Origin of the sequence: Microcoleus sp. B5-D4, assembly GCF_036705145.1 — a bacterium.
Classification (GTDB): domain Bacteria; phylum Cyanobacteriota; class Cyanobacteriia; order Cyanobacteriales; family Microcoleaceae; genus Microcoleus.
Map to the genome: position 1 here is coordinate 15,404 of NZ_JAUBTV010000078.1, position 21,245 is coordinate 36,648.

Sequence of the window (21,245 nt, forward strand, 5' to 3'; positions counted from 1 at the left end):
GAACCAGCGAAAGCTATGGCTTTGCCTGACAATCGCGCAACCACAAACGAATAGCCTCAGCAATTTCGCTTTCACTATCTTGACCTAATAAAGGACGAATCTCCGCCCCAGTACCAAACCGAGAAACGATTTTTACCAACTCCCACCCGTTCTCGGTTTTAGTGAAAAATAACCAATGATATTGCTCAATTTCGACTGGTTTTCCCCCGCGATACTGCCGTTCCAAAGTAGTAATGAAAACTTGACTGGCATTTTCAGGAAGTGCATCTTCAAAATTTAAAGGTAGCGGTTCAAACTCCGGGCGGCCGGCTAAAATTATTTGCGGCAGCGCGTAACCGGGCGGTGTATTAGTGTTAGGAGAAAAGTGCGATCGCACAATTACGCGATTAGCATAACTCGGCAAATCTTGCAACAGGCGATCGACCAAAGTTTCTAAATCAGCGGGACAGGGCGATCGTACTAATAAATCATACCGACTGGCATTTATACTGTTAGTATGATTTGTCACAAAATTAACTGCTAAAGTCGGAGTTGCCACCGCAGATATCAGCAGATAAACACAGATGAACGCAGATAAAATTCCCTTGGCGTTCATCGGCGTTTATCGGCGGTAAAAACTGAGATGTTGCACCATTCTCAATAAGCCTTTTATGAACAAGCAAGATGCCTGTTCCACAAAGAGTGAATTTTCTTGTGGAACAGGCATCTTGCCTGTTCTTGAGAATGGTGCAAGATGTGAGTTAAAAACAACATTCATATTGTTACTCCAACTCTTCACAAATACGCGCAAAAGCCGCCACCGGATCATCCGAAGCAGTAATTGGCCGCCCAATCACCAGATAATCCGCACCAGCTTTCAAAGCCGCCTTTGGAGTCATCGATCGTTTTTGATCTCCTCCCTCAGCCCATTTCGGACGCACACCGGGACAAACTAACAGAAAATCATCCCCGCAACTCATTCTTAACTGTTCCACCTCTTGCGGAGAACAAACAGCACCAGCTAAACCCGTTTCCTTAGCCAACAATGCCATGTGTAAAGCAAATTCCGGCAACTCCAAAGGTATTTTCAACTCAAAAGCCAACTGTCGCGAATTCAAACTCGTTAACAGAGTAATAGCAATCAACTTAGGACTCGGTTTATCCACAGCCGCCGCCCCTTCAGTCAAAGCCAACTGTGCCGCTTTCAAAGCATCTTTACCACAAGTAGAATGGATCGTCAATAAATCCACATTATACTTAGCAGCAGCCCGACAAGCACCAGCCACAGTATTCGGGATATCGTGAAACTTCAAATCGAGAAAAATCCGCTTTTCCCGCTGTTTTAAAATTTCCAAAATCCCCGGCCCGGAACTCACAAACAGTTCCAAACCCACTTTCCAGAAAGATACTTGCGGCAGTTTGTCCAGAAGTGCGATCGCCTCTTCTTGACTCGAAACATCCAAAGCAACAATAATTCGATTATCAGCGTTCATCAGCGTTCATCTTCAGTATTCATCTGCGGTTAAAAAAATAGATTAGTCATCTCCAGAAAAGCCTGTTTTGAACAGGCAAGATGCCTGTTCCACAATAATTATTGGAGATGTCTATTCAAGACACCAATCGAACAAACTTATTTTTCCCGACTTGCAAAACCTTACCTTCCAATTCAGCAGGTGATTCAAAGGTGAGGTTAACATCAGAAACTTTATCGCCCTCCAACTTCACCCCGCCGCCCTGCATCAACTTCCGCGCATCACCGCTACTTTTACAAAGCCCGCTAGCACTCAGAATATAAAACAACTTAGCCGGAAATTGCACACTTGCCAAAGAAAACTCCGCCACAGCATCAGCTTGTCCCGCAGCACCTTTAACCAGCGCCATTGCATCTTGTTGTGCGCGATCCGCCGCTTCCTGCCCCCGATACTGGCGCACCACATCCACAGCCAAAAGTTTCTGTTTTTCTCGCGGATTTTCTGGCAATTCATCAAGTGGCAAATCTGTCAATAGTTCAAAATATTGGGCGATCGAACTATCAGCAATTTTCTCCAACTTAGAATACATCGTCAGCGGGTCTTCCGACAAAGCCACATAATTGCCCAAAGATTTCGACATCTTCTGCACGCCGTCAGTCCCGATCAAAATCGGCATCAGCAAACCAAACTGCGGCTTCATCCCAAAATGGCGCTGCAAATCTCTCCCCACCGCAATATTAAACTTTTGGTCACTTCCCCCCAACTCAACATCAGCTTCCAAAGCCACCGAATCGTAACCCTGCATTAGTGGATACAGAAACTCATGCAGGAAAATCGCATTTTCCTGCTGCATCCTGTTATCAAATCCCTCTTTAGCGAGCATCTGCTGCACCGTCATCGTGCCTAGCAGTTCCAAAATCTTCGCCATGTCCAATTTTGACAACCACTCGGAGTTATAGCGAATTTCCAAACGTCCGGGCGTGTCAAAATCTAGAATCGGACGCACTTGGTCTAAATAAGTCTTGGCATTTTCCGCCACTTGTTCGGCCGTCAACTGGCTTCGCATCTCGGACTTTCCTGTCGGATCGCCAATTCTTGCGGTAAAATCTCCGATGACCAGTACCGCCGTGTGGCCTGCATCCTGAAAAGCTCGCAGCTTGCGGAAGCAAATGCTGTGTCCCAAGTGAATGTCCGCCCCTGTGGCGTCGATTCCCAGTTTGACGCGCAAAGGTCGATCGACTTTTGCCAGCAGTTGGGCTAAATTTTCGTCAGGGTTGCTAGAATCAGGTCGATCTGGAAAAATCTCGCTGACGCCGCGGTAAAGCGCTGAAAGGTTAGGAGTTATCATCGGGGAGCGATCGTCCATCATATTATTTTGCCAAAGTGCAGCAGAATTAGTTACACTCACTGGTTGACGCATAAAAACATAACTATCAAGCTACTATAATCCCAAAGCTGACCGGCTTTCATTAGCTGACCCCGCCCAAAAACGGATACCAGCCCCCGACAACAGTCGTGGAGATCCCCAAATTTTAGACTCTTGTTCAAACTCCCAGATTCATCTGTGGAATAAATCTAAAATCTAAAATCTAAAATCGACTGACAGTCTCTAGGGTTCGCATCTAAAATTAAAAGTCTTAAACCCCAAATCGAGTGAGGAAGTGAAATCCACGTGTCAACCAACGCAGTCCGCAATAACACGGAAAACTCAGCCCCCGTATTCGAGTTTGTTCAGTCAGTCAGTAAAGTGACCGCCGGAACCATACTCAGCATGACAATGCTTGCCAGTTCCGTAGTCGCTGGCGGACTGGTTGGCTTAGCGATCAGCTTCCGCAATTTGCCAGATGTTCGGATCTTGCAAACCTACTCTCCTACAGAAACTACCCACATTTACGACATCAACGGCAAGCCGCTAGCCAGTATCCACGACGAAGCCAACCGGGATGTCGTACCCCTTGACCAAATCTCCCCGAACCTGAAACGAGCTGTTCTGGCGATCGAAGATAGCAACTTCTTCACCCACAAAGGCATCAACCCCGGCGGGATAGCCCGAGCTCTCATAGTCAACCTAGAAAAAGGTCGAACCGTTGAAGGCGGCTCGACTATGACTATGCAGCTAGTCAAAAACTTGTTTCTATCTCCCCAGTCAAAATTTAGTCGCAAGGTAGCGGAAGCGGTAATGTCTATCCGCTTGGAGCAAATTCTCAACAAAGACCAAATTCTGCAACTATACCTGAATCAAATCTACTTAGGTCACAACTTGTATGGCGTAGAGACAGCCTCTCGAAGCTATTTCAACAAATCAGCAAGTAATTTGACTCTTTCAGAAGCAGCGATGCTGGCCGGCTTAATTTCTGCCCCCGAAGAATACAGTCCTTTCGTCAATTACAAGTTGGCAAAAGAGCGGCAAGCCCTCGTTTTAGGCCGCATGAAGGATCTTAAATGGATTACGCCGGCCCAAGAAACTGCTGCCCGCCAGGAAAAAATTAAGCTAGGCAAAATTACCTCTTTTGGCGGATCTCAAGTTCCTTACGTAACACAAGCCGTAGTCCAGGAACTGACAAGGCGTTTTGGGCGAGATGCCGTGGTTAAGGGAGGAATGCGCGTTCAAACCACGATCGACCTCAAAATGCAGCGCATAGCCGAAGAAACAGTCAAAGCGTGGCACAATCGGCTTTACTACCAAGGGCTGTTTTACGATCGCGATGAAGGTCAAATTGCCCTAGCCGCCGTCGATCCCCGCACCCACTTCGTCAAAGCAATGGTTGGCGGCGTCGATTACGAAAAGAGTCAGTTCAACCGCGCCATTCAAGCACGCCGCCAGCCCGGATCTTCTTTTAAACCTTTTATCTACTACGCTGCCTTTGCTAGCGGGAAATACAGCCCCGATTCAGTTGTCTACGACTCCCCTGTCGGCTACCGCGACGGCGACGGCTACTACTACCCTCAAAACTACGGTGGCGGCTTCTCCGGTGCAGTCAGCATCCGCAGAGCTTTGGAAGTATCTCTGAACATTCCCGCCGTCAAGCTTGGCCAAGAAGTCGGATTGAATAAAGTAATTGAGATTTGCCGCGTGCTCGGCATCCGAAGTCCGATGGAACCGGTGATTTCTTTGCCCTTGGGTGCGGTTGACCTCACTCCTTTAGAAATGGCCGGAGCTTTTGCTACCTTCGCCAACAACGGCTGGCATTCTGACACCACGTTTATCGTGCAAGTCACTGACAGCAGCGGCAACGTCTTGCTCGACAATACGCCCAAACCCAAATTAGTTCTCAATTCCTGGGCGGCGGCCTCTGTCAACAGCGCCCTGCAAGGAGTAATTACCAGCGGAACGGCAAGGGCGGCTCAACTTGGGCGGCCGGCTGCTGGGAAAACTGGTACAACTTCTTCAGAACGGGATATCTGGTTTGTGGGTTACGTGCCGCAGTTGTCGGTGGCTGTTTGGATGGGCAATGACAATTATAGACCGATGAGCTATGGTGCTACTGGTGGTGGGATTGTCGCCCCTGTTTGGCGTGATTTTATGAGCCAAGCTTTGCAGGGAGTTCCCGCAGAAAGTTTCAAACCTGCTTCATCTTTTGAGCGCCCTTAATTATCAGTCAGTTGTCAGTTGTCAGTTGACTGTTGGCAGTTGGCAGTTGGCAGTTGGTGTTTGACAGTTGACAATTGACACTTGGCAGTTGACAATTACCCATTATTTCTCCTCTGACCGAAAGAATCCAGGATACCCGCCACGTGATTCATCCGTGGAGAAATAAAAAACCTGTATCAGATGAAACTTGCCGAACGTATTTATGCGTGGGGTCAATGCTTCAATCTAAAATCTAAAATCTAAAATCTAAAATCGATTGACTTCTGGCTTCTGGCTCACACTCGATAATTAATCCGTGTATCCGTGTCAAAATCCGTGTTGTGCCTTCCTTCTTTCTCCGATCTTAAGATTGTTTTTCCAGCTCAGATTTCATCCGCTCCAGCGTTGAGTTCATTTGCTCAAACATCTGCTGGGGCGTGATGCCAAATTGATTGAGCTGTGTTTTTAACTGCTCTACAGTCATCTGAGCCATGAAGTCCTCAGACAGCTCAAAGCGCTTCATAAAAATACGGTACCGCTCCATCATCGATTCCATCTGAGCGATGAACATTTTCTTGCCTTCGCGATCGAATTTGCCGTAATTGCCACCTAGTTTGATGAGAGATTGATAGTCTTCAAACAACAGCTTGGCTTCTTGCTGAACAATTTCTGAATCAAAAAATCCCATAGCTTTCCTAATTTTTTAATATTCAACTAATTTTGATCGAGGCGAGAAAACCCGCTGCTTTTTGTACCATTTTATCAGTTGCCGGAGGAAGTCCCTACCCCTCAAGGTACAAGAATAAGTAGAAATTTCCGTACAGGAGAGGCATGGCCAAACAGGGCATCGGCCAAACAGGGCATCGGCCAAACAGGGCATCGGGCCCGAAAAGCGTTGGTTATTGGTTATTCAAACTAACAACCAACCAATAACCAATAACTAATGACTGATGACTGATGACTAATGACTAATGACTTCTTCAAACTTCCCCGATGCGTTCTAGAGGCCAAAACCGCACTACAGCACGGCCGATGATATTCTGCTTAGGTAAAAATCCCCACCTGCTGGAGTCGTTGCTGTTGTTGCGGTTGTCTCCCATCACAAAGTATTCATTTTCTGGGACGCGATAAGGCCCCCACTGGTATTTAGGAGGTTCGGCAATATATTTTTCGACGAGGGGTTTGTCGTTGAGATAAACTAAACCTTTTTTAACGGCGACGGTTTGACCCGGTAAGCCAATTACCCGCTTGATGAATGCTTGGTCTTGGGTAAAGCCTTGTTCTTGCAACTTTTCCGGGGGAGTAAATACTACGATGTCCCCAGTTTTGGGAGGTTCGAGGTAGTACGAGATTTTTTCGACTACCACGCGATCGCCCACGTGCAAAGTTGGTACCATAGAATCTGAGGGTATGTAGCGCGGTTCGGCGACCAACGCTCGAATCACTATTGCTAAACTCAAAGCAATAATCACTATCTGAAGATTTTCTCGCTGCGACTTCCACGCTTTCTGCCACCAGGTTTCAGGCGGATTTTCTGCTACTTCTGTACCCAAATTCTTTTTTTCAGATGTCATTTATTTCTCCACTATATAGTTCTTGCTAATTATCTAATTGCCCTTGAAGTAGCTCGCTCTAATTAAACGTAAAACTTTGTTGGGGTATTCAGAAACCCGGAAGGGCGAACACGGCGGCGCCGTCCTACAGAAACCGAGTCGATCGGTCTCCTATTTTTTGAGACGAAGATACTTAGAAAAGTAAGCGTACATTGTGTTGATATTAACTCATAAAAAAGGCAGAGAACTAAGATTCTCTACCTTTTTTATTTGAGGATTTTGAGTTGTTTGCGATTACGAGATTGGTTATTTCAAAACTTTACTCGATATCGCACTTACTCAAACTTACTCAACGCCTTGGGGCAGCAATTCCCGCTTTTGACCTTGCAGCACCTTAACAATTCCGTCCTCGCCCACATCCACAACAGCGGTGTCGCCGTCTTTGATGCGGCCAGAAAGGATTTCCTCAGCCAAACTGTCTTCCAACAACCGCATGATGGCGCGGCGCAGGGGTCGGGCTCCGTAGCTGGGGTTGTAGCCTTCTTCTACCAGCCGTTCTTTGAATTTTTCGGTCACTTCCAGGGTGATTCCCTGTTCTGTCAAACGACTGAACACTTCTTTGAGCATGATGACCGCGATTTCCTTGACTTCTTCCCTGTTCAACTGGCGGAAGACGATAATTTCGTCGAGTCGGTTGAGGAATTCGGGGCGGAAGTAGTTTTTGAGTTCTTCGTTAACCAAAGAACGAATGCGGTTGTAATTAGCATCGGCTTGGTTGTCGCTGAACTCGAAACCGAGGCCGCCGCCGCCTTTTTCAATCACCTTAGAACCGATGTTTGAGGTCATAATCAGCAGCGTGTTTTTGAAGTCCACGGTGCGACCTTTGGCATCTGTTAAGCGGCCGTCTTCCAATATTTGCAACAGCATATTGAAGACATCGGGGTGGGCTTTTTCGATTTCGTCGAACAGCACGACGGTGTAAGGACGGCGGCGGACTGCTTCTGTGAGTTGGCCGCCTTCGTTGTAGCCGACGTAGCCCGGAGGAGAACCGATGAGTTTGGAGACGGTGTGCCGTTCCATGTACTCCGACATATCCAGCCGAATCATCGCGTCTTCTGAACCGAAGAAGTAGCCGGCTAGGGCTTTGGTGAGTTCGGTTTTGCCGACGCCGGTAGGCCCGGAGAAGATGAAACTGGCGATCGGGCGATTGGGATTTTTCAAGCCAACGCGAGCGCGACGGATGGCGCGGGAAACGGCTTTCACTGCTTCTTCCTGTCCGATCAAGCGCTGGTGCAAGGTATCTTCCATGTGCAGCAGCTTTTCGGATTCGGATTCGGTCAGTTTGTTTACCGGTACGCCTGTCCAGCTTGCCACGATTTGAGCGATATCTTCTTCGGTGACTACTGGCGATGGGTCTGTTTCGCCGGTGCGGGCCGAGTCGGTTTTTTTGGCTTGGGAAATAGCGCGAATTTCGGCTTTGATGGTCATTTCCCGATCGCGCAATTCGCCGGCTTTGTCAAAGTCTTGAGAACGCACCGCTTCGTCTTTATCTTTGAGGACTTGGCGCAGTTCTTTGTCAAGTTCTTTGGCTGCGGGGGGCAGTTGGGAGTTGATCAAGCGAACTCTGGAACCAGCTTCGTCTACCAAGTCAATTGCTTTGTCTGGGAGGAAGCGATCGGAGATGTACCGATGTGAGAGTTTCGCTGCAGCTTCCAGGGCCGTGTCCAAGATTTTCAGCTTGTGGTGCTGTTCGTAGCGTTCCCGCAGACCGAAGAGAATCTCGATCGTCTCGTCAACTGTGGGTTCGCCGACCATGACGGGCTGGAAGCGCCGTTCTAGGGCTGCATCGCGCTCGATGTGCTTGCGGTATTCGTCGAGGGTGGTAGCGCCGATACACTGGAGCTCGCCTCTTGCCAAAGCCGGCTTGAGAATGTTTGCCGCGTCTATCGCGCCTTCAGCCGCACCTGCACCTATCAAAGTGTGCACTTCGTCAATCACCAAAATCACGTTACCCGCTGTGCGGATTTCGTCCATGATTTTTTTGAGGCGTTCTTCAAATTCGCCCCGGTATTTCGTGCCGGCAACCAGCAAGCCGATGTCGAGGGTAACAACGCGCTTTTCTTCGAGGATGTCTGGGATGTCGTTGTTAGCAATGCGCTGGGCCAGACCTTCGGCGATCGCGGTTTTACCAACTCCGGGTTCCCCGATGAGCACCGGGTTATTTTTGGTGCGGCGACCGAGGATTTGAATTACCCGTTCGATTTCTTTTTGGCGTCCGACTACTGGGTCTAGTTTGCCATCGACCGCCATTTGAGTGAGGTTGGCGCCGAATTCATCCAGGGTTGGGGTTTTGGTGCGGGCACCGCCACCAGTGGCTGCGACTTCTGCGGTTTCTCCCAGCATCCGAATCACTTGGGTACGGACTTTCGACAAGTCTACTCCCAGGTTTTCTAAGACTCTGGCCGCTACTCCTTCACCTTCGCGGATCAGGCCCAGCAGCAGGTGTTCAGTACCTATATAGTTGTGTCCGAGTTGGCGAGCTTCTTCTAGGGATAGTTCTAGAACCCGCTTGGCGCGGGGAGTGAACGGAATTTCGACTGCTACGAAACCGGAACCGCGGCCGATAATTTTTTCCACTTCAATCCGAGCATCTTTGAGGTTGACCCCCATTGATTTGAGGACTTTAGCTGCAACCCCGGTTCCTTCTCCGATCAGACCCAGGAGGATCTGTTCTGTCCCTACGAAGTTGTGACCCAGGCGGCGAGCTTCTTCCTGGGCCAACATGATTACTTTTATTGCTTTTTCTGTGAAGCGTTCAAACATGATTTATTCCCATCACCTGCTGCTATGTGCCCGTTTCGAGGTCACGCTCGCACAACGAGCGTTTGTGTTCGAGTGTTAACTCGTACTGCTTATTCTAGCGCGACACTCCCAACCTATCTGCCGCACTCGGCTGCGGTTGCAGATTCCAGGCTCATGTTGCAGGGTGGCTTTCAACTGGGAAGACCCAAATGGTGGCTGACCTACAACCTCCCCTAGACTGCAAGAAGATTGCTCTTCTCGGCCCGTGCCCAACCTACGACTACGTATTGATGGATTCTAGCACACTCTTTTTGGCTGTCATGCAGGTGCAAAAGTGATAATTCTCGAAGTACAGGCCGGGTTTTGCACAAAACTTATTAGTTAGATTCACGATCTATGTCCTAAGCTAGATAGACATTAAGCTGCTGCCAATCTCCCGAATCTGTGGGTTTGGGAGGGCGAGAGCGAGCTGGGCTTTCTTCATCTAAAATTTTGCCCCCGATTCGTTGAAGATTTGGGTATTCTTCCTGTTGTCAGTTGTGCGATCGCTCCTGATCAATTAGTGAGTCTTACTACAGTCCGAGGGGTTTGGCTCAGACTATACTCGGCACGGTTCCAGACATTGCTTTCGTAGCAGAGTGCTTTGGTCGTTAACTCGTCTGACTTAAAAGTTTGAAAATTCAATCGTGGAAAAGAATCTAAACCCTATTTAAGGCGTAGTGAAAGTAAATAAGGAACACTAGAAACTTAGATGACCAGGTAGAAAGTACCGACAATGGATCGATCGATCGATCGATCGATCAATCGATCGATCGATCGATCGAAGTTACAGGTAAATTCCACGATGCAGCTACAACAACTTCTGCAGCTTCACCAAAAGAATTCAATGCAGAACAGCTAGGACGTGTCTACTTTATTCGGCACGGTGAAAGTACCAGTAACGAACGCAACATTTTTGCGGGAGTTCTGGATGTTGACCTCACATCCTGTGGCCGATTGCAGGCACGCCGTGCAGGTGTTGACCTCAAGAAAAAAGGTACAAAGTTTGACGCAGTATATGTCTCCCACATGAGACGCGCTAGGCAAACCTGCGAAATCGCCCTTGCTGAAAGTCAAGCACTAAAGTCACCCGATACCCCCGTTCAAATCGACCACCGAATTAGCGAAAAATCCTTTGGTATTTTTGCAGGTCGCAACCTAAATCTGCTGCGTCTAGCCCTGGGCTACGAAGGCTTCGAGGAAATGTTGCACTCTCATAACGAAGCACCTCCGGCTGGCGAAAAGATTGCCCAAGTTTACTCTCGCGCTGCCCGTTTCTACGAAGACAAAATAGTACCGCACTTGGAACGCGGTGAAACAGTTCTAGTAGTGTGCCACCAATATGTATTGGAGCCTCTAGCACTTTATTTAAGCGGTCTACCGCCTACTGCTTATAAACACCTAAAACTCCCCAATGGTAAAGCTCTCAGCGGTGTGGATCTCGTCAAGTTTCGCGATAAGGAATCCGGCGGTGCTGCTTCCCTGCGGAAAGAGATCAACGATCTTTCAATTATGTGGGCGATTTTGATCTATGCCGCCGCCTTCTTGCTGGGAAGCTTGGCAAGGGCAATCAGCACCTCAGAAGCAGGGATTCCGTCAGTCCTATTTCGAGCAATAATTGTTGCGTGTCTTGCCGCCTCAACGTTTTATACCTACTTAGACATTGACTTTGCAGCGAGTAAACGCAAAGTAACCTCTACTGTGAAGTATCTCGTTTACGGGTGGATGGCAGTGCGATGGGCAGTTGGGCTATTTTTAATATTTTCGGGATTTTTGTATCAGACTGAAGCGGATCTGTACAAAGTTTTGTGGGTGCTGTTTTGGATGGTTCCGCCAGCCCTTACTTCCCCAGTTTTATCCGTGCTTTGGGGCGGTAATCTTTATCCGTCGGCTCTTTTGTCAAGAACGCTATCAATCGTTGCTCCACTGGCGCTTCTGGCTACATTGAAGGTTGCCAATTTACCCATTAACGTTGACAGCCTGATCTTTTTCGGCATTATTCTAATTTTAGGTCTGGCAATACCGGGTGCGATCGCCCAGTTTTGGCGCGACAAATCCCCTGTTGAATCAAACCACCACAGTAAAAACTGGAAATTCATCGGAGTGCTTGCTGTCGCATTCATGGCATTGGCAACAGGCTTTCAGTTTACTCCATCAACCTTCATTTCGGATCTATTTTCTTCAACCGATCCGAATCGCTCGCTCGCTTGTCTGCAACAGCTAGCATTGGCAACTTTAGTGTTTGTCTCAATGCGCGTTTTGGCTGTATTAACCTCAGCATTTACCAAGGGCAAGCTTAGCAAGGCAGAAGCTCGCGATGCTTACATCCTGCTTGTGAATCCCAACTTTTTCCTTTGGGCGGCTCTTTTCATCGGAGTTAGTACAACTGCAAATCCAGAAGCCGTAAGATATGCAATTTTTTGGGCAGCGCTGGGGTTCTTCTGCATACCACTCATCGAACAGATATTGTTCATGAATTCATTTGGCAATGACATACTGAGAGAAACACTGCGTTCTTCGAGAGTGGCAACAGCAGATATCAAAAAGCTTTTCCTGCAATTGGATACGGATGGAAGTAAGGCACTAGAACGAACTGAGATTATGGAGTTGTTAGGGCTAATCGAAGATATGACAACAGGCGAACGTAGCTCTGAAGAAGTCAGAAGCTACATCACTGATTATCTTTTTAATACTCTTGACTCCGATAAAAATGGCAGTGTTGATTTAGCAGAGTTAGAAGAGTACATATCAACGTATGGGTTGGTTGCTAACCTTAACGTTGCTCAAATCTAAACTTTGGATCAATAAGCTGTGGAGCATTTAAAATAGTATTGTATGGTGCGTCATTCCGCAGCGTTTCCCTTGCCGGTGGAAGCGATAGAGCTGACGCACCCTACTGGCCTCGTTAGGGATGAGAATTAAATAAAATCCACTTTTCATGACTGTTGTGGGATGGGCGTCCCGCCCGCCCAGAAAGGACGGGCGGGACGCCCATCCCACAAGAAAAAAGGGAAATTATTTCATTGACGATCCTTAGTGGTTTAAATGCTCCACAGCTTAAGCATGACATCATATTCACATTTGAAAAATGATGTCATGCTTATTTGTCCGACTGCTGTATGCAGGAAGGCAAGAATGATAGTTTTAGCTGGCTCCATAACTGGCGAAAAATTGGAAAAGAAAAAAAACCGAGGTTAATCTCACGATGGATACTCCGAGAAAAATTTTAGAGGAATTGCGACAAGTCTTTACCAAGATTGGTGGAAAAGACCAACAAATCGATCGCTCAGAGTTTAAGAAAGCTATGGGGCTGAAAGATGAATATTTTGCCGAGCGAATGTTTGCGATGTTTGATAACGATAAAAGTGGCGTTATAGACCTCGATGAATTTTTGAGAACAGTAGAGGAACTTGTCTTTGCAACTGAAGATCAAAAACTGAAATTTGCTTATCAATTGCACGACATAAACGGGGATGGCTCCATCGAAAAAGACGAAGTTTCTCACTTAATTGCTGCTAGCTTGAAGGAAAATAATTTAACCTTTCCGCCGGAACAAGTTACCGGTCTGGTTGACATTTTGTTTTTAGAAGCTGATACCGATAAAAGTGGCGAAATTTCTTTTGAAGAGTTCAAAGGTTTAATCGGAAAGCATCCCGATCTGCTTGAGGCGATGGCAGTTAGCCCGGTTAGCTGGTTAAAACCTCGCCAGCCAGACGACGACGCCATAGCAGTTGCGCCCAAAGAGAAAAGGTCGCCAAAGGCGTACATCAAGCATTATATTCAAAACAACTGGGTCAAGATCGCTTTTTTGTCCCTCTATCTTATTGCCAATCTGGTTCTTTTCTTTGGGGCTGTCGATCGATATGCAAGTCTAGGCGCAAATGTGTACGTTCAAATTGCGCGGGGATGTGGCGCAGCGCTCAACTTCAACGGGGCATTGATCCTAATTCCCATGCTGCGGCATTTTATGACTTGGCTTCGCAAAACGAGGATCAACAACTATCTGCCGATAGATGAGGGCATCGAGTTTCACAAGCTCGTGGGTCAATTCATGTTTGCCTTTGCGATCGTCCATACGATCGCGCACTTTCTCAATTACACCACATTGCCGGTTCCCTTTGCACAAAGTCTTTTTGCAACGAAGGCTGGCTTGTCAGGATTTTTATTACTGCTAGTTTTCGCAGTTATGTGGGTGACAGCGCAAGCTCCAATCCGCAAAGGCGGAAAATTTGCGCTTTTCTATACAGCTCATATGTTGTACGTCGTGTGGTTTGCCCTGGCGTTAGTTCACGGGCCAGTTTTTTGGCAGTGGGTGTTGTTACCTGTTGTGGGATTCGCGATCGAACTGGTTATTCGCCGCCAGAATACAAAAGAGCCGGCCTATGTAGTTAATGCCTCTTTACTCCCCTCCAAAGTTCTAGGTTTGGAAATTGCACGTCCGAAATCTTTTCACTATCAACCAGGGGACTACGTGTTTGTTAAATGTCCCAGTCTCTCCAAATATGAATGGCATCCATTCACAATTAGTAGCGCCCCCGAAATGCAGGATGTCTTATCTGTACACATACGCTCTGCGGGTAGTTGGACTGGAAAATTATATCAACTTTTCCGAGAACAGCACGAGCAATGGATACGGTCAGGTAACTCTAAATACGAGCCTGGAGTGCTTGTCCATTTAGATGGGCCCTATGGGACACCAAGTACCCATATCTTTGAATCTAAGTACGCTATTCTCATCGGTGCGGGTATTGGCGTAACTCCATTTGCCTCTATTCTGAAAAGTATGCTGTACCGAAGCCAACACGGTTCTTCAGGAATGCGTTTGCAAAAGGTACATTTTTACTGGCTCAACCGAGAGCAAAAAGCATTTGAATGGTTTGTTGAACTCTTATCCAGAATCGAAGCCCAAGACACTAACAACTTATTTGACATTAATTTGTATTTGACAGGTGCCCAGCAAAAGTCAGATATGAAATCCAGCACCCTATTTGTGGCAATGGATTTGATGCATTCCCAAACGCAGGTTGATTTGATTACAGGTTTAAAGAGCCGTACACAAACGGGTCGTCCAGACTGGGAGGAGATTTTTCAAGATATAGCGCAGCAACACGCGCCCAATAAAGTTGACGTATATTTCTGCGGCCCTCCTGGACTATCGGTACAATTGAGAAATCTCTGCCATAAATACGGGTTTGGCTATAGGAAAGAAAATTTCTAGCAAAACTTCTGGTAATTGATTTATGATCTTCAGCGAGAGTCATAAGTTTAGGACTTACACATAAACCGGGGTTCTTTGAAGTAAAATCGGCTTGATGGCTATTTCTCAGCCGAAAAACCCGGTTTTTTTGAACTTTTGCGTAATTCCTGAACTTGCTCTCCGTCATCTCCCAAAAAACCTTACTTGAATATCGAAAAACGAGGAAAATATCCAATGAAGTTAGACAAGTTTGTACTAGCACAAAATATGGCATTTCTAATAGCCATCCCACCAGAAAGTAATTTGGCGAAATTGTTCTCCTTTTGTTTGGCCACAAAGGTTAGAAAAAAGATGAGCGGAACAGAAATCTTAAGGATCACCTGTGAGCTAATGGAAAACCCATCTAATTTGCCCTATTGGACTCAAGAGGTGATGGGACTCGATTTAGATTACAGCAGTGAAGAGTGGAAAGCTTTAGGACAAATGGGCATCAACGATGCAGGAGAGTTTATGGCTATGGTGTCTCAAGAATTGGAAAATTTGAGTTTGTAATATTTTGCCCTGGCGTCAGCAAAGAAACTCTCTTCCAACACTCTATTAAAAGCATTCATCAGAGCCGGATCGTTAAAAAGCCGGGTCTTTAGACAAGGGAGCATCACCTTTCAAAAGAGAAACAAAAATATGTCTTTAAATGTTGAACTTTTAGAGCAAAGTTTCGAGAAAATCAAACCTCGTGCTGATGAATTTGCCACTACTTTCTACGATAACCTGTTTAAACTTTATCCAGAAGTGAAACCACTGTTTGCCAATACTGAGATGGAAAAGCAACAGAAAAAGCTGATAAATTCTCTGGTTTTGGTAGTAGAAAATCTTCGTTCTCCAGAGGCTTTAGGGCCAGTTCTAAACGCACTGGGAGGGAGACACGTGGGTTATGGAGCGATCGCCAATTCTTACCCGGCAGTTGGAGAAGCACTACTAATGACCTTTGAGGAGTATCTTCAGGAAGATTGGACTATTGAAGTCAAACAAGCATGGATCGATGCCTACGGAGCGATTACTGCTTTGATGTTAAAAGGCGCAGGTGTAGAAACTACACCTGAAGAAGTTCAATTAGAAACAGAGATTATTCCCGATAAACAGGTAAATATAGCAGCTAATCACCCACTAGAATCAGTTCCAGAAAAAGAGCCAGAGTTAGCCGTAGATGTACTGGAAAGCAGTTTCGCAAAAATCACACCTCGTGCTGATGAATTTGCCGCTAGCTTCTACGAAAACCTCTTCATCGCTCACCCCGAATATAAACCGCTGTTTGCCAATATTGAGATAGAAAAGCAACAGAAAAAGCTCATAAATGCTTTGGTATTGGTAGTAGAAAATCTCCGCTCTCCAGAAGCTTTAGGGCCTGTTCTCAATGCCTTGGGAGGCAGACACATCGGCTATGGGGTAATCCCCAAATATTATGGGCCAGTTGGAGACGCACTGCTGATGGCTTTTGAGCAGTATCTCCAGGAAGATTGGACTCCCGAAGTAAAGCGGGCATGGACAGATGCCTACAGAACAATTACTGGTTTGATGTTAAAAGGCGCAGGTGTTGTTTCTACACCCAATGTTGTCCCAGATGAAAAAGATGTCACCCACCATCAGCCACAAGAATCAAAGACACAATTACTGAACGAATCTAAGCCGATCGCGCCGCCAACCGAGGAACAGAAAAAGCCTTTAGTATCAATTCAGTTGGATGGTGAAATTATCCACAAAATGCTCTCGAAAATAACTGAGAGTTATCAGCAATTTCAAGGTCAATCATTCGTTCAGCGATTGGGTGAAGTTCTCAAAGGAATTTTAGAAAAATTCATTGATAATTTTTGGACGCAACCAGCCTGGTTAGTGGCTAGTGTTTCAGCCGTTCTGTTCATCATAATTTATGTGGGGGCGGATGATAATTCTCTGATTGGAGAGATTTTGGAGAGTGTTGATGCTCTCAGTCTTGTCGTTGCTTTAATTTTATTCATTAAGGAAGCACCCGATCGCAGAAAGCAATTTCATTACCAAGCTTGGAGTATAGTTGATGCAGCACACGGCGTAAAAGTTAGCTATGCCAGAATTCTGGCACTCCAAGATTTGAATGAGGATGGTGTTTCTCTTAGAGGTTTGGATGCTATTGGTGCGGAGTTAGTAGATATTAATCTTCCTCATGCCAATCTCAGTAAAGCCAATTTGATGGAAAGCGACTTGAGTAATGCTAATTTGACTTATGCCAATTTAGATAATGCTAATATCAGTCAGGTTAAACTTAGTGGTGCAAATTTAAGTCATGCAAAACTGAGTTTTGCTCGCTTGACTCAGGCTAATCTTAGTAGTGCGAATCTTAGTAATGCTAATTTAATTTGTGCAGATTTGAGTAATGCGAACCTGAGTGGTGCAGATTTGAGAGATGCTAGTTTGAGTGGTGCAAACCTGAAGAGTGCCTACCTAACTGGTGCAAATCTCAAAGGTGCTAAAGTTAGCATTTCTGACCTGAGTGGTGCTTTGCTCGAAGGTGCTGTTATGCCTGATGGATCAAAGTATAAGTCTCTGGAAGATGAGGCCACAAACAAATAAATTGATCCCAGCTTGTTTTTGACCTTCATGTCTGCTTTTCTACTCAAGGTGACGACACCGTGAGTAGAAAAGCTTTGGCTTACTGAAAGGGAGCATCTCAATGAAAGCAGCAAAGCTCGAAATAGGAATTAGGAGTCAGGAGTCAGGAGCCAGGAGAAAAGAGTCAGAAGGAAGAAGAAAGAAGTGTTTTTGCAAATATGAGATGCTCCCTACTGAAATGCCATCGATTCTAATGGTGAGAGATTACTATTTAATTTATTCAACATAAAATAAATAAGGGAAAGAAGATAAGGAAAAATCCTATGCAATTATTTAAGCAATTAAGTATAAAGACAAAACTCATAGTTATGTTGCTGGTAGTCAGTGTTTGCGCTATGGTCGCCACCACCTATATATGCTCTAGCAGTGGGAAAGCTACTCTGACCGAAAAAGTCTTCAACCAATTAACCAGCCTTCGGGCGGCCAAAACTGATCAAATCCAAGATTATTTTCAAAGCCTTTACCACCATAGCCAAACCTTAAGCGAAGACCTAACAGTCGTCGGTGCCATGCAGGAGTTCAAGACAGCCTACCGCCAACTTGAACAATCAACAGTACCAGCGGATTTTGACGCAAAAATTGATACCTTCTACCGGACAGAATTTTTAACTAAACTAACGCGAACTAACGAGGGTTCCCCCGTTCTGGCATCCTACACGCCAAAAACAACTGCTGCCCGTTACTTGCAGTACCACTATATCGCTGCCAACCCCAACCCCGTTGGCAAAAAACTTCTCCTTGACAATCCAGGCGACGCCAGCGCTTACAGCCGCGCTCACGCCCGCTACCACCCTATTTTTCGCAATATAGTGGAAAAATACGGTTACTACGATATGTTTTTGATCGATCCCGAAGGAACTGTTGTCTACACGGTTTTTAAAGAAGCTGACTTTACCACAAACTTCACCAACGGCCCCTACAACGAGAGTAACCTAGCATCCGCGATCGCCGCGGCACGACAAGCAAATGGAAAGGGCTATGTGAAAATAGTAGATTTCAAACCCTACAGCCCTTCTGGGAGTGCGCCTGCGGCTTTTATCGCTACCCCAATCTTTAACGACTCCCAATTCATTGGTGTTTTGGCGTTCCAGCTTCCCGTTGACAAAATTAACAATGTGATGACTGGCAACAAAAATTGGAAAAAAAATGGTCTGGGCGATTCAGGAGAAACTTATCTGGTTGGGTCGGATTATTTAATGCGCTCTGCGTCTCGTTTCCAGATTGAAGACCCAGAAGGTCATGCAAAAACTCTACGCTCGATCGGCACTGATGAAAAGACTGTCAAGAAAATCAAAGAGTTCAATACTACAATCCTCCTACAGGAAGTGCAAACAAAAGCAGTGAAGGAAGCTTTTTTTGGGAAACAGGGCACGGAGGCGATCGACGATTATCGTAATATTCCAGTTTTGAGTTCTTATGCTCCACTAGAGATTAATGGATTGAAGTGGGTGATCTTGGCGGAGATGGATGTTTCTGAAGCCTATGCCTCAATTCACTCGTTTGAAAAAAAAGTTTTGATTGGCGCTACTTTAATCATCGCGCTAATCACCCTTGTTGCCATGTGGCTGACCTCAATCTTTGTCAGACCCATCAATACTTTAATCAAAAGCGCCCGCCTGGTGGGGGCTGGAGAATTTGATGCCGTTGTCAAATCTGGTTCGCAAGATGAATTTGGAGACTTAGCTAAGTCATTTAACCAAACGATAGGCAGCCTTCGTACCGAAACTCAACTAATCGATCGCGAAAATCGCGAAAATGAAGCATTAGTCTTAAGTATATTTAGTCCGGCAATCGCCAAACGCCTCAAACAGGGCGATCGAGAAATTGCCGAGCAAATTTCTAATGTCTCGATCTTGTTTTCCGACCTCCACCAATTCACCAAACTGACTCAATCAATGTCGCCTCAAGAGGTTGTTCGCTTGCTGAATGAACTGGTAACAGGCTTTGATGAAATGACAGATAAATACGGTCTAGAGAAGATTAAAACTATTGGTGACGGTTACATGGCTGTATGCGGGCTTGGTATGCCGCGTCTGGATCATGACAAACGCACGCTAGATTTTGCTTTGGAAATGCTGTCGTTTGTCCGTCGATTTAGTTATGAAAAAGACTTACATCTAGACCTGCGGATCGGCATCAATTCAGGAGATGTGGTTGCAGGCGTGATTGGTAAAAATAAATTACTATACGACGTTTGGGGCGAGAGTGTAAATATTGCCAATAGATTGAAGTCGGCTTGTCCGCCAGGAACAATCTTAGTTTCTCAAGACCTCTGCTCGCGGCTCCACGATCTCTACGATTTTGAGCTGGTTGGTGAAATTCAAGAACCTGGAAAAGAAAAGCTAGTGGCTTGGCAAGTCAAAACTTCTAAGCTGACCGTAAGTGTTCGAGAGGAAGAAGTTTATGAGTAATTTAAGCTTTTCAAATGACTGGCAAACCTGGGCGGTAATTGTCGGATTAGGGTTCCCACTCCTGGTCGTTTTACTAGGAGAGGTTATTTATCATCTAGAAAGGCGCGGTAGACCGCTGGCAGCTACGCTGCAGGTTGTAAAAAACCTCGTACTGCCAGTCTTAATGCTGATGGTTTTAATCAGGAATGTCGTGAGGCTTGACGTTGACGGGAATTTTGCAAAGCTCGTCGCAACGCTGTTTTGGATATCTGTTATCTACGCTTCTCTTTCGCTGTTTAATGTAATTTTGTTTGAAGAAGCTGAGGCAAATACATGGCGGGCACGGATGCCCAAACTGCTGATCGACCTTTCTAGGTTGTTTTTGGTGCTTGTGGGAAGCGCGATCGTACTGGCGGTGGTGTGGGGTGCAGATTTGGCTGGTCTTGCTACGGGATTGGGCGTGAGTTCGATCGTGATCGGTTTGGCGCTTCAGGACACATTGGGCAGCATCATGTCTGGCATTGCGCTGCTTCTAGAACGCCCCTTCAGTGTGGGTGATTGGTTGCGAATTGGAGATATCGAAGGGCAGGTAATTGATATCAATTGGCGCTCTGTTCGCCTGCTAAATCTCCAGCGGCAGGTGATTATCGTTCCCCATCAATTTGTTGGAAAAGAAATAATTCATAATTACAGCCAACCAGAACGCATTTACAACCAACGTATCAATATTGGCTTTTCTTACGATAGCCCCCCTAACCTGGTGAAGCAGGTACTGCTAAGTACAGCTTTGGCTACACAGGGGATATTAGCCGAACCCGAACCTGAGAGCAAAACTACATCCTATGATGAGACTGCAATTATCTATGAGGTGGAGTTTTTTATCGAAAACTTTGAAGATATGGAGCAGATACTCGATCGATTTATGACACGAATCTGGTACGCAGCGCAGCGAAACAACCTGACGCTATATCGCTACCGATACTCCTATGCTGTGGAAGCTGCTGATAAGGCAGATAGCGCTTCCAGTAAGTTAGCCCAAAGCTTGCATTCAATTCCCGGATTTATGCCTTTAGCTAGAGAGGCAAAAAATTTGGATGACTTAACTAAGGGAACTATTTTACAGAAATTTGGTGCGGGTGAGAAAGTCATCCGGCAGGGCGAGCCTGGTAATGCTTTGTACATTATCATTGCGGGTCAGGCTAAGGTAACAGTCACGAACAAGTTGGGCATGGAGTTGGAGGTTATGACTATCTTGAGTGGTGAGTTTTTTGGCGAGATGGCTCTGTTTAGTGGGGAACCGAGTCCGGTATCGGTTGTCGCCGTTGACGATTTGCAAGTTCTTGTCGTCTACTCAGATGCTGTAAATACGATGATTGAACGTCAACCAAGCTTGGGCCGCGAGATAGGTCAAATTATCGAAGCGCGAAGCAAAGCGGTAAGTATGGCCGGGCAGGCAGATGTTTCGTCAAGAGCTGAGGTTGATTCTATATGAGGATTTTGAACTAAATTGATATCGAGTAACCAATTATAAATAATATCCTGAAAACCCCGCGACTTTAGTCCGGGGATGAAAGGGGCAAGGAGGCTTTAGCCTCCCAGTCT

At 46.1% G+C, this 21,245-nt stretch carries 13 protein-coding genes; 7 read left to right on the forward strand and 6 right to left on the reverse strand.

Translation table 11 applies throughout. The features are described from left to right. Positions 1-13: 13 nt before the first annotated feature. The 3 genes from QUB10_RS26775 to tyrS form a co-directional block, all read right to left on the reverse strand. The gene (locus QUB10_RS26775; RefSeq protein ID WP_333206199.1) at positions 14-595 is read right to left on the reverse strand and encodes a hypothetical protein; all 582 of its coding nucleotides are present in this window, start codon (positions 593-595) and stop codon (positions 14-16) included. 166 nt (positions 596-761) lie between these two features. Then, positions 762-1,472: an orotidine-5'-phosphate decarboxylase gene (pyrF, locus tag QUB10_RS26780; protein ID WP_333206200.1), complete on the reverse strand. Its 711-nt coding sequence runs from the start codon at positions 1,470-1,472 to the stop codon at positions 762-764. 115 nt (positions 1,473-1,587) lie between these two features. Continuing rightward, positions 1,588-2,820, reverse strand: a complete 1,233-nt coding sequence (gene tyrS / locus QUB10_RS26785; protein ID WP_333206208.1) for a tyrosine--tRNA ligase — start codon at positions 2,818-2,820, stop codon at positions 1,588-1,590. A gap of 303 nt (positions 2,821-3,123) precedes the next feature. Here tyrS and QUB10_RS26790 point away from each other — a divergent pair, with 303 nt between their 5' ends. Next, on the forward strand, positions 3,124-5,043 hold the full coding sequence (locus QUB10_RS26790) for a transglycosylase domain-containing protein (protein ID WP_333206201.1): 1,920 nt from the start codon (positions 3,124-3,126) through the stop codon (positions 5,041-5,043). 343 nt (positions 5,044-5,386) lie between these two features. On the opposite strand, the gene QUB10_RS26795 is transcribed toward QUB10_RS26790, so the two are convergent. From QUB10_RS26795 to QUB10_RS26805, 3 genes are all read right to left on the reverse strand, one after another. Beyond that, positions 5,387-5,710: a DUF1825 family protein gene (locus QUB10_RS26795; RefSeq protein ID WP_006632589.1), complete on the reverse strand. Its 324-nt coding sequence runs from the start codon at positions 5,708-5,710 to the stop codon at positions 5,387-5,389. A gap of 292 nt (positions 5,711-6,002) precedes the next feature. Continuing rightward, the gene (gene lepB, locus QUB10_RS26800) at positions 6,003-6,596 is read right to left on the reverse strand and encodes a signal peptidase I (protein WP_333206202.1); all 594 of its coding nucleotides are present in this window, start codon (positions 6,594-6,596) and stop codon (positions 6,003-6,005) included. 324 nt (positions 6,597-6,920) lie between these two features. After that, a complete protein-coding gene (locus tag QUB10_RS26805; protein WP_333055947.1) occupies positions 6,921-9,398 on the reverse strand; it encodes an ATP-dependent Clp protease ATP-binding subunit in 2,478 nt (825 codons plus the stop codon). A 798-nt stretch (positions 9,399-10,196) separates the two neighbouring features. On the opposite strand from QUB10_RS26805, the gene QUB10_RS26810 reads away from it, so the two are divergent. From QUB10_RS26810 to QUB10_RS26835, 6 genes are all read left to right on the forward strand, one after another. After that, positions 10,197-12,209 carry a histidine phosphatase family protein gene (locus QUB10_RS26810; protein ID WP_445300832.1) on the forward strand — a complete coding sequence of 671 codons (2,013 nt, stop codon included), beginning with the start codon at positions 10,197-10,199 and terminating at the stop codon, positions 12,207-12,209. A gap of 412 nt (positions 12,210-12,621) precedes the next feature. Then, positions 12,622-14,634 carry an EF-hand domain-containing protein gene (locus QUB10_RS26815; protein WP_333206203.1) on the forward strand — a complete coding sequence of 671 codons (2,013 nt, stop codon included), beginning with the start codon at positions 12,622-12,624 and terminating at the stop codon, positions 14,632-14,634. 330 nt (positions 14,635-14,964) lie between these two features. Next, the gene (locus QUB10_RS26820) at positions 14,965-15,165 is read left to right on the forward strand and encodes a hypothetical protein (protein WP_333206204.1); all 201 of its coding nucleotides are present in this window, start codon (positions 14,965-14,967) and stop codon (positions 15,163-15,165) included. A gap of 129 nt (positions 15,166-15,294) precedes the next feature. Beyond that, positions 15,295-17,214, forward strand: a complete 1,920-nt coding sequence (locus tag QUB10_RS26825; RefSeq protein ID WP_333206205.1) for a pentapeptide repeat-containing protein — start codon at positions 15,295-15,297, stop codon at positions 17,212-17,214. Positions 17,215-17,516: 302 nt separating this feature from the next. Next, positions 17,517-19,664, forward strand: coding sequence for an adenylate/guanylate cyclase domain-containing protein (locus QUB10_RS26830; RefSeq protein ID WP_333206206.1), 2,148 nt, complete (start codon positions 17,517-17,519; stop codon positions 19,662-19,664). Continuing rightward, entirely contained in the window at positions 19,657-21,135 is a 1,479-nt protein-coding gene (locus QUB10_RS26835; RefSeq protein ID WP_333206207.1) for a mechanosensitive ion channel family protein, read from the forward strand. Before QUB10_RS26830 ends, QUB10_RS26835 begins: the two co-directional genes overlap by 8 nt. Positions 21,136-21,245 lie beyond the last annotated feature (110 nt).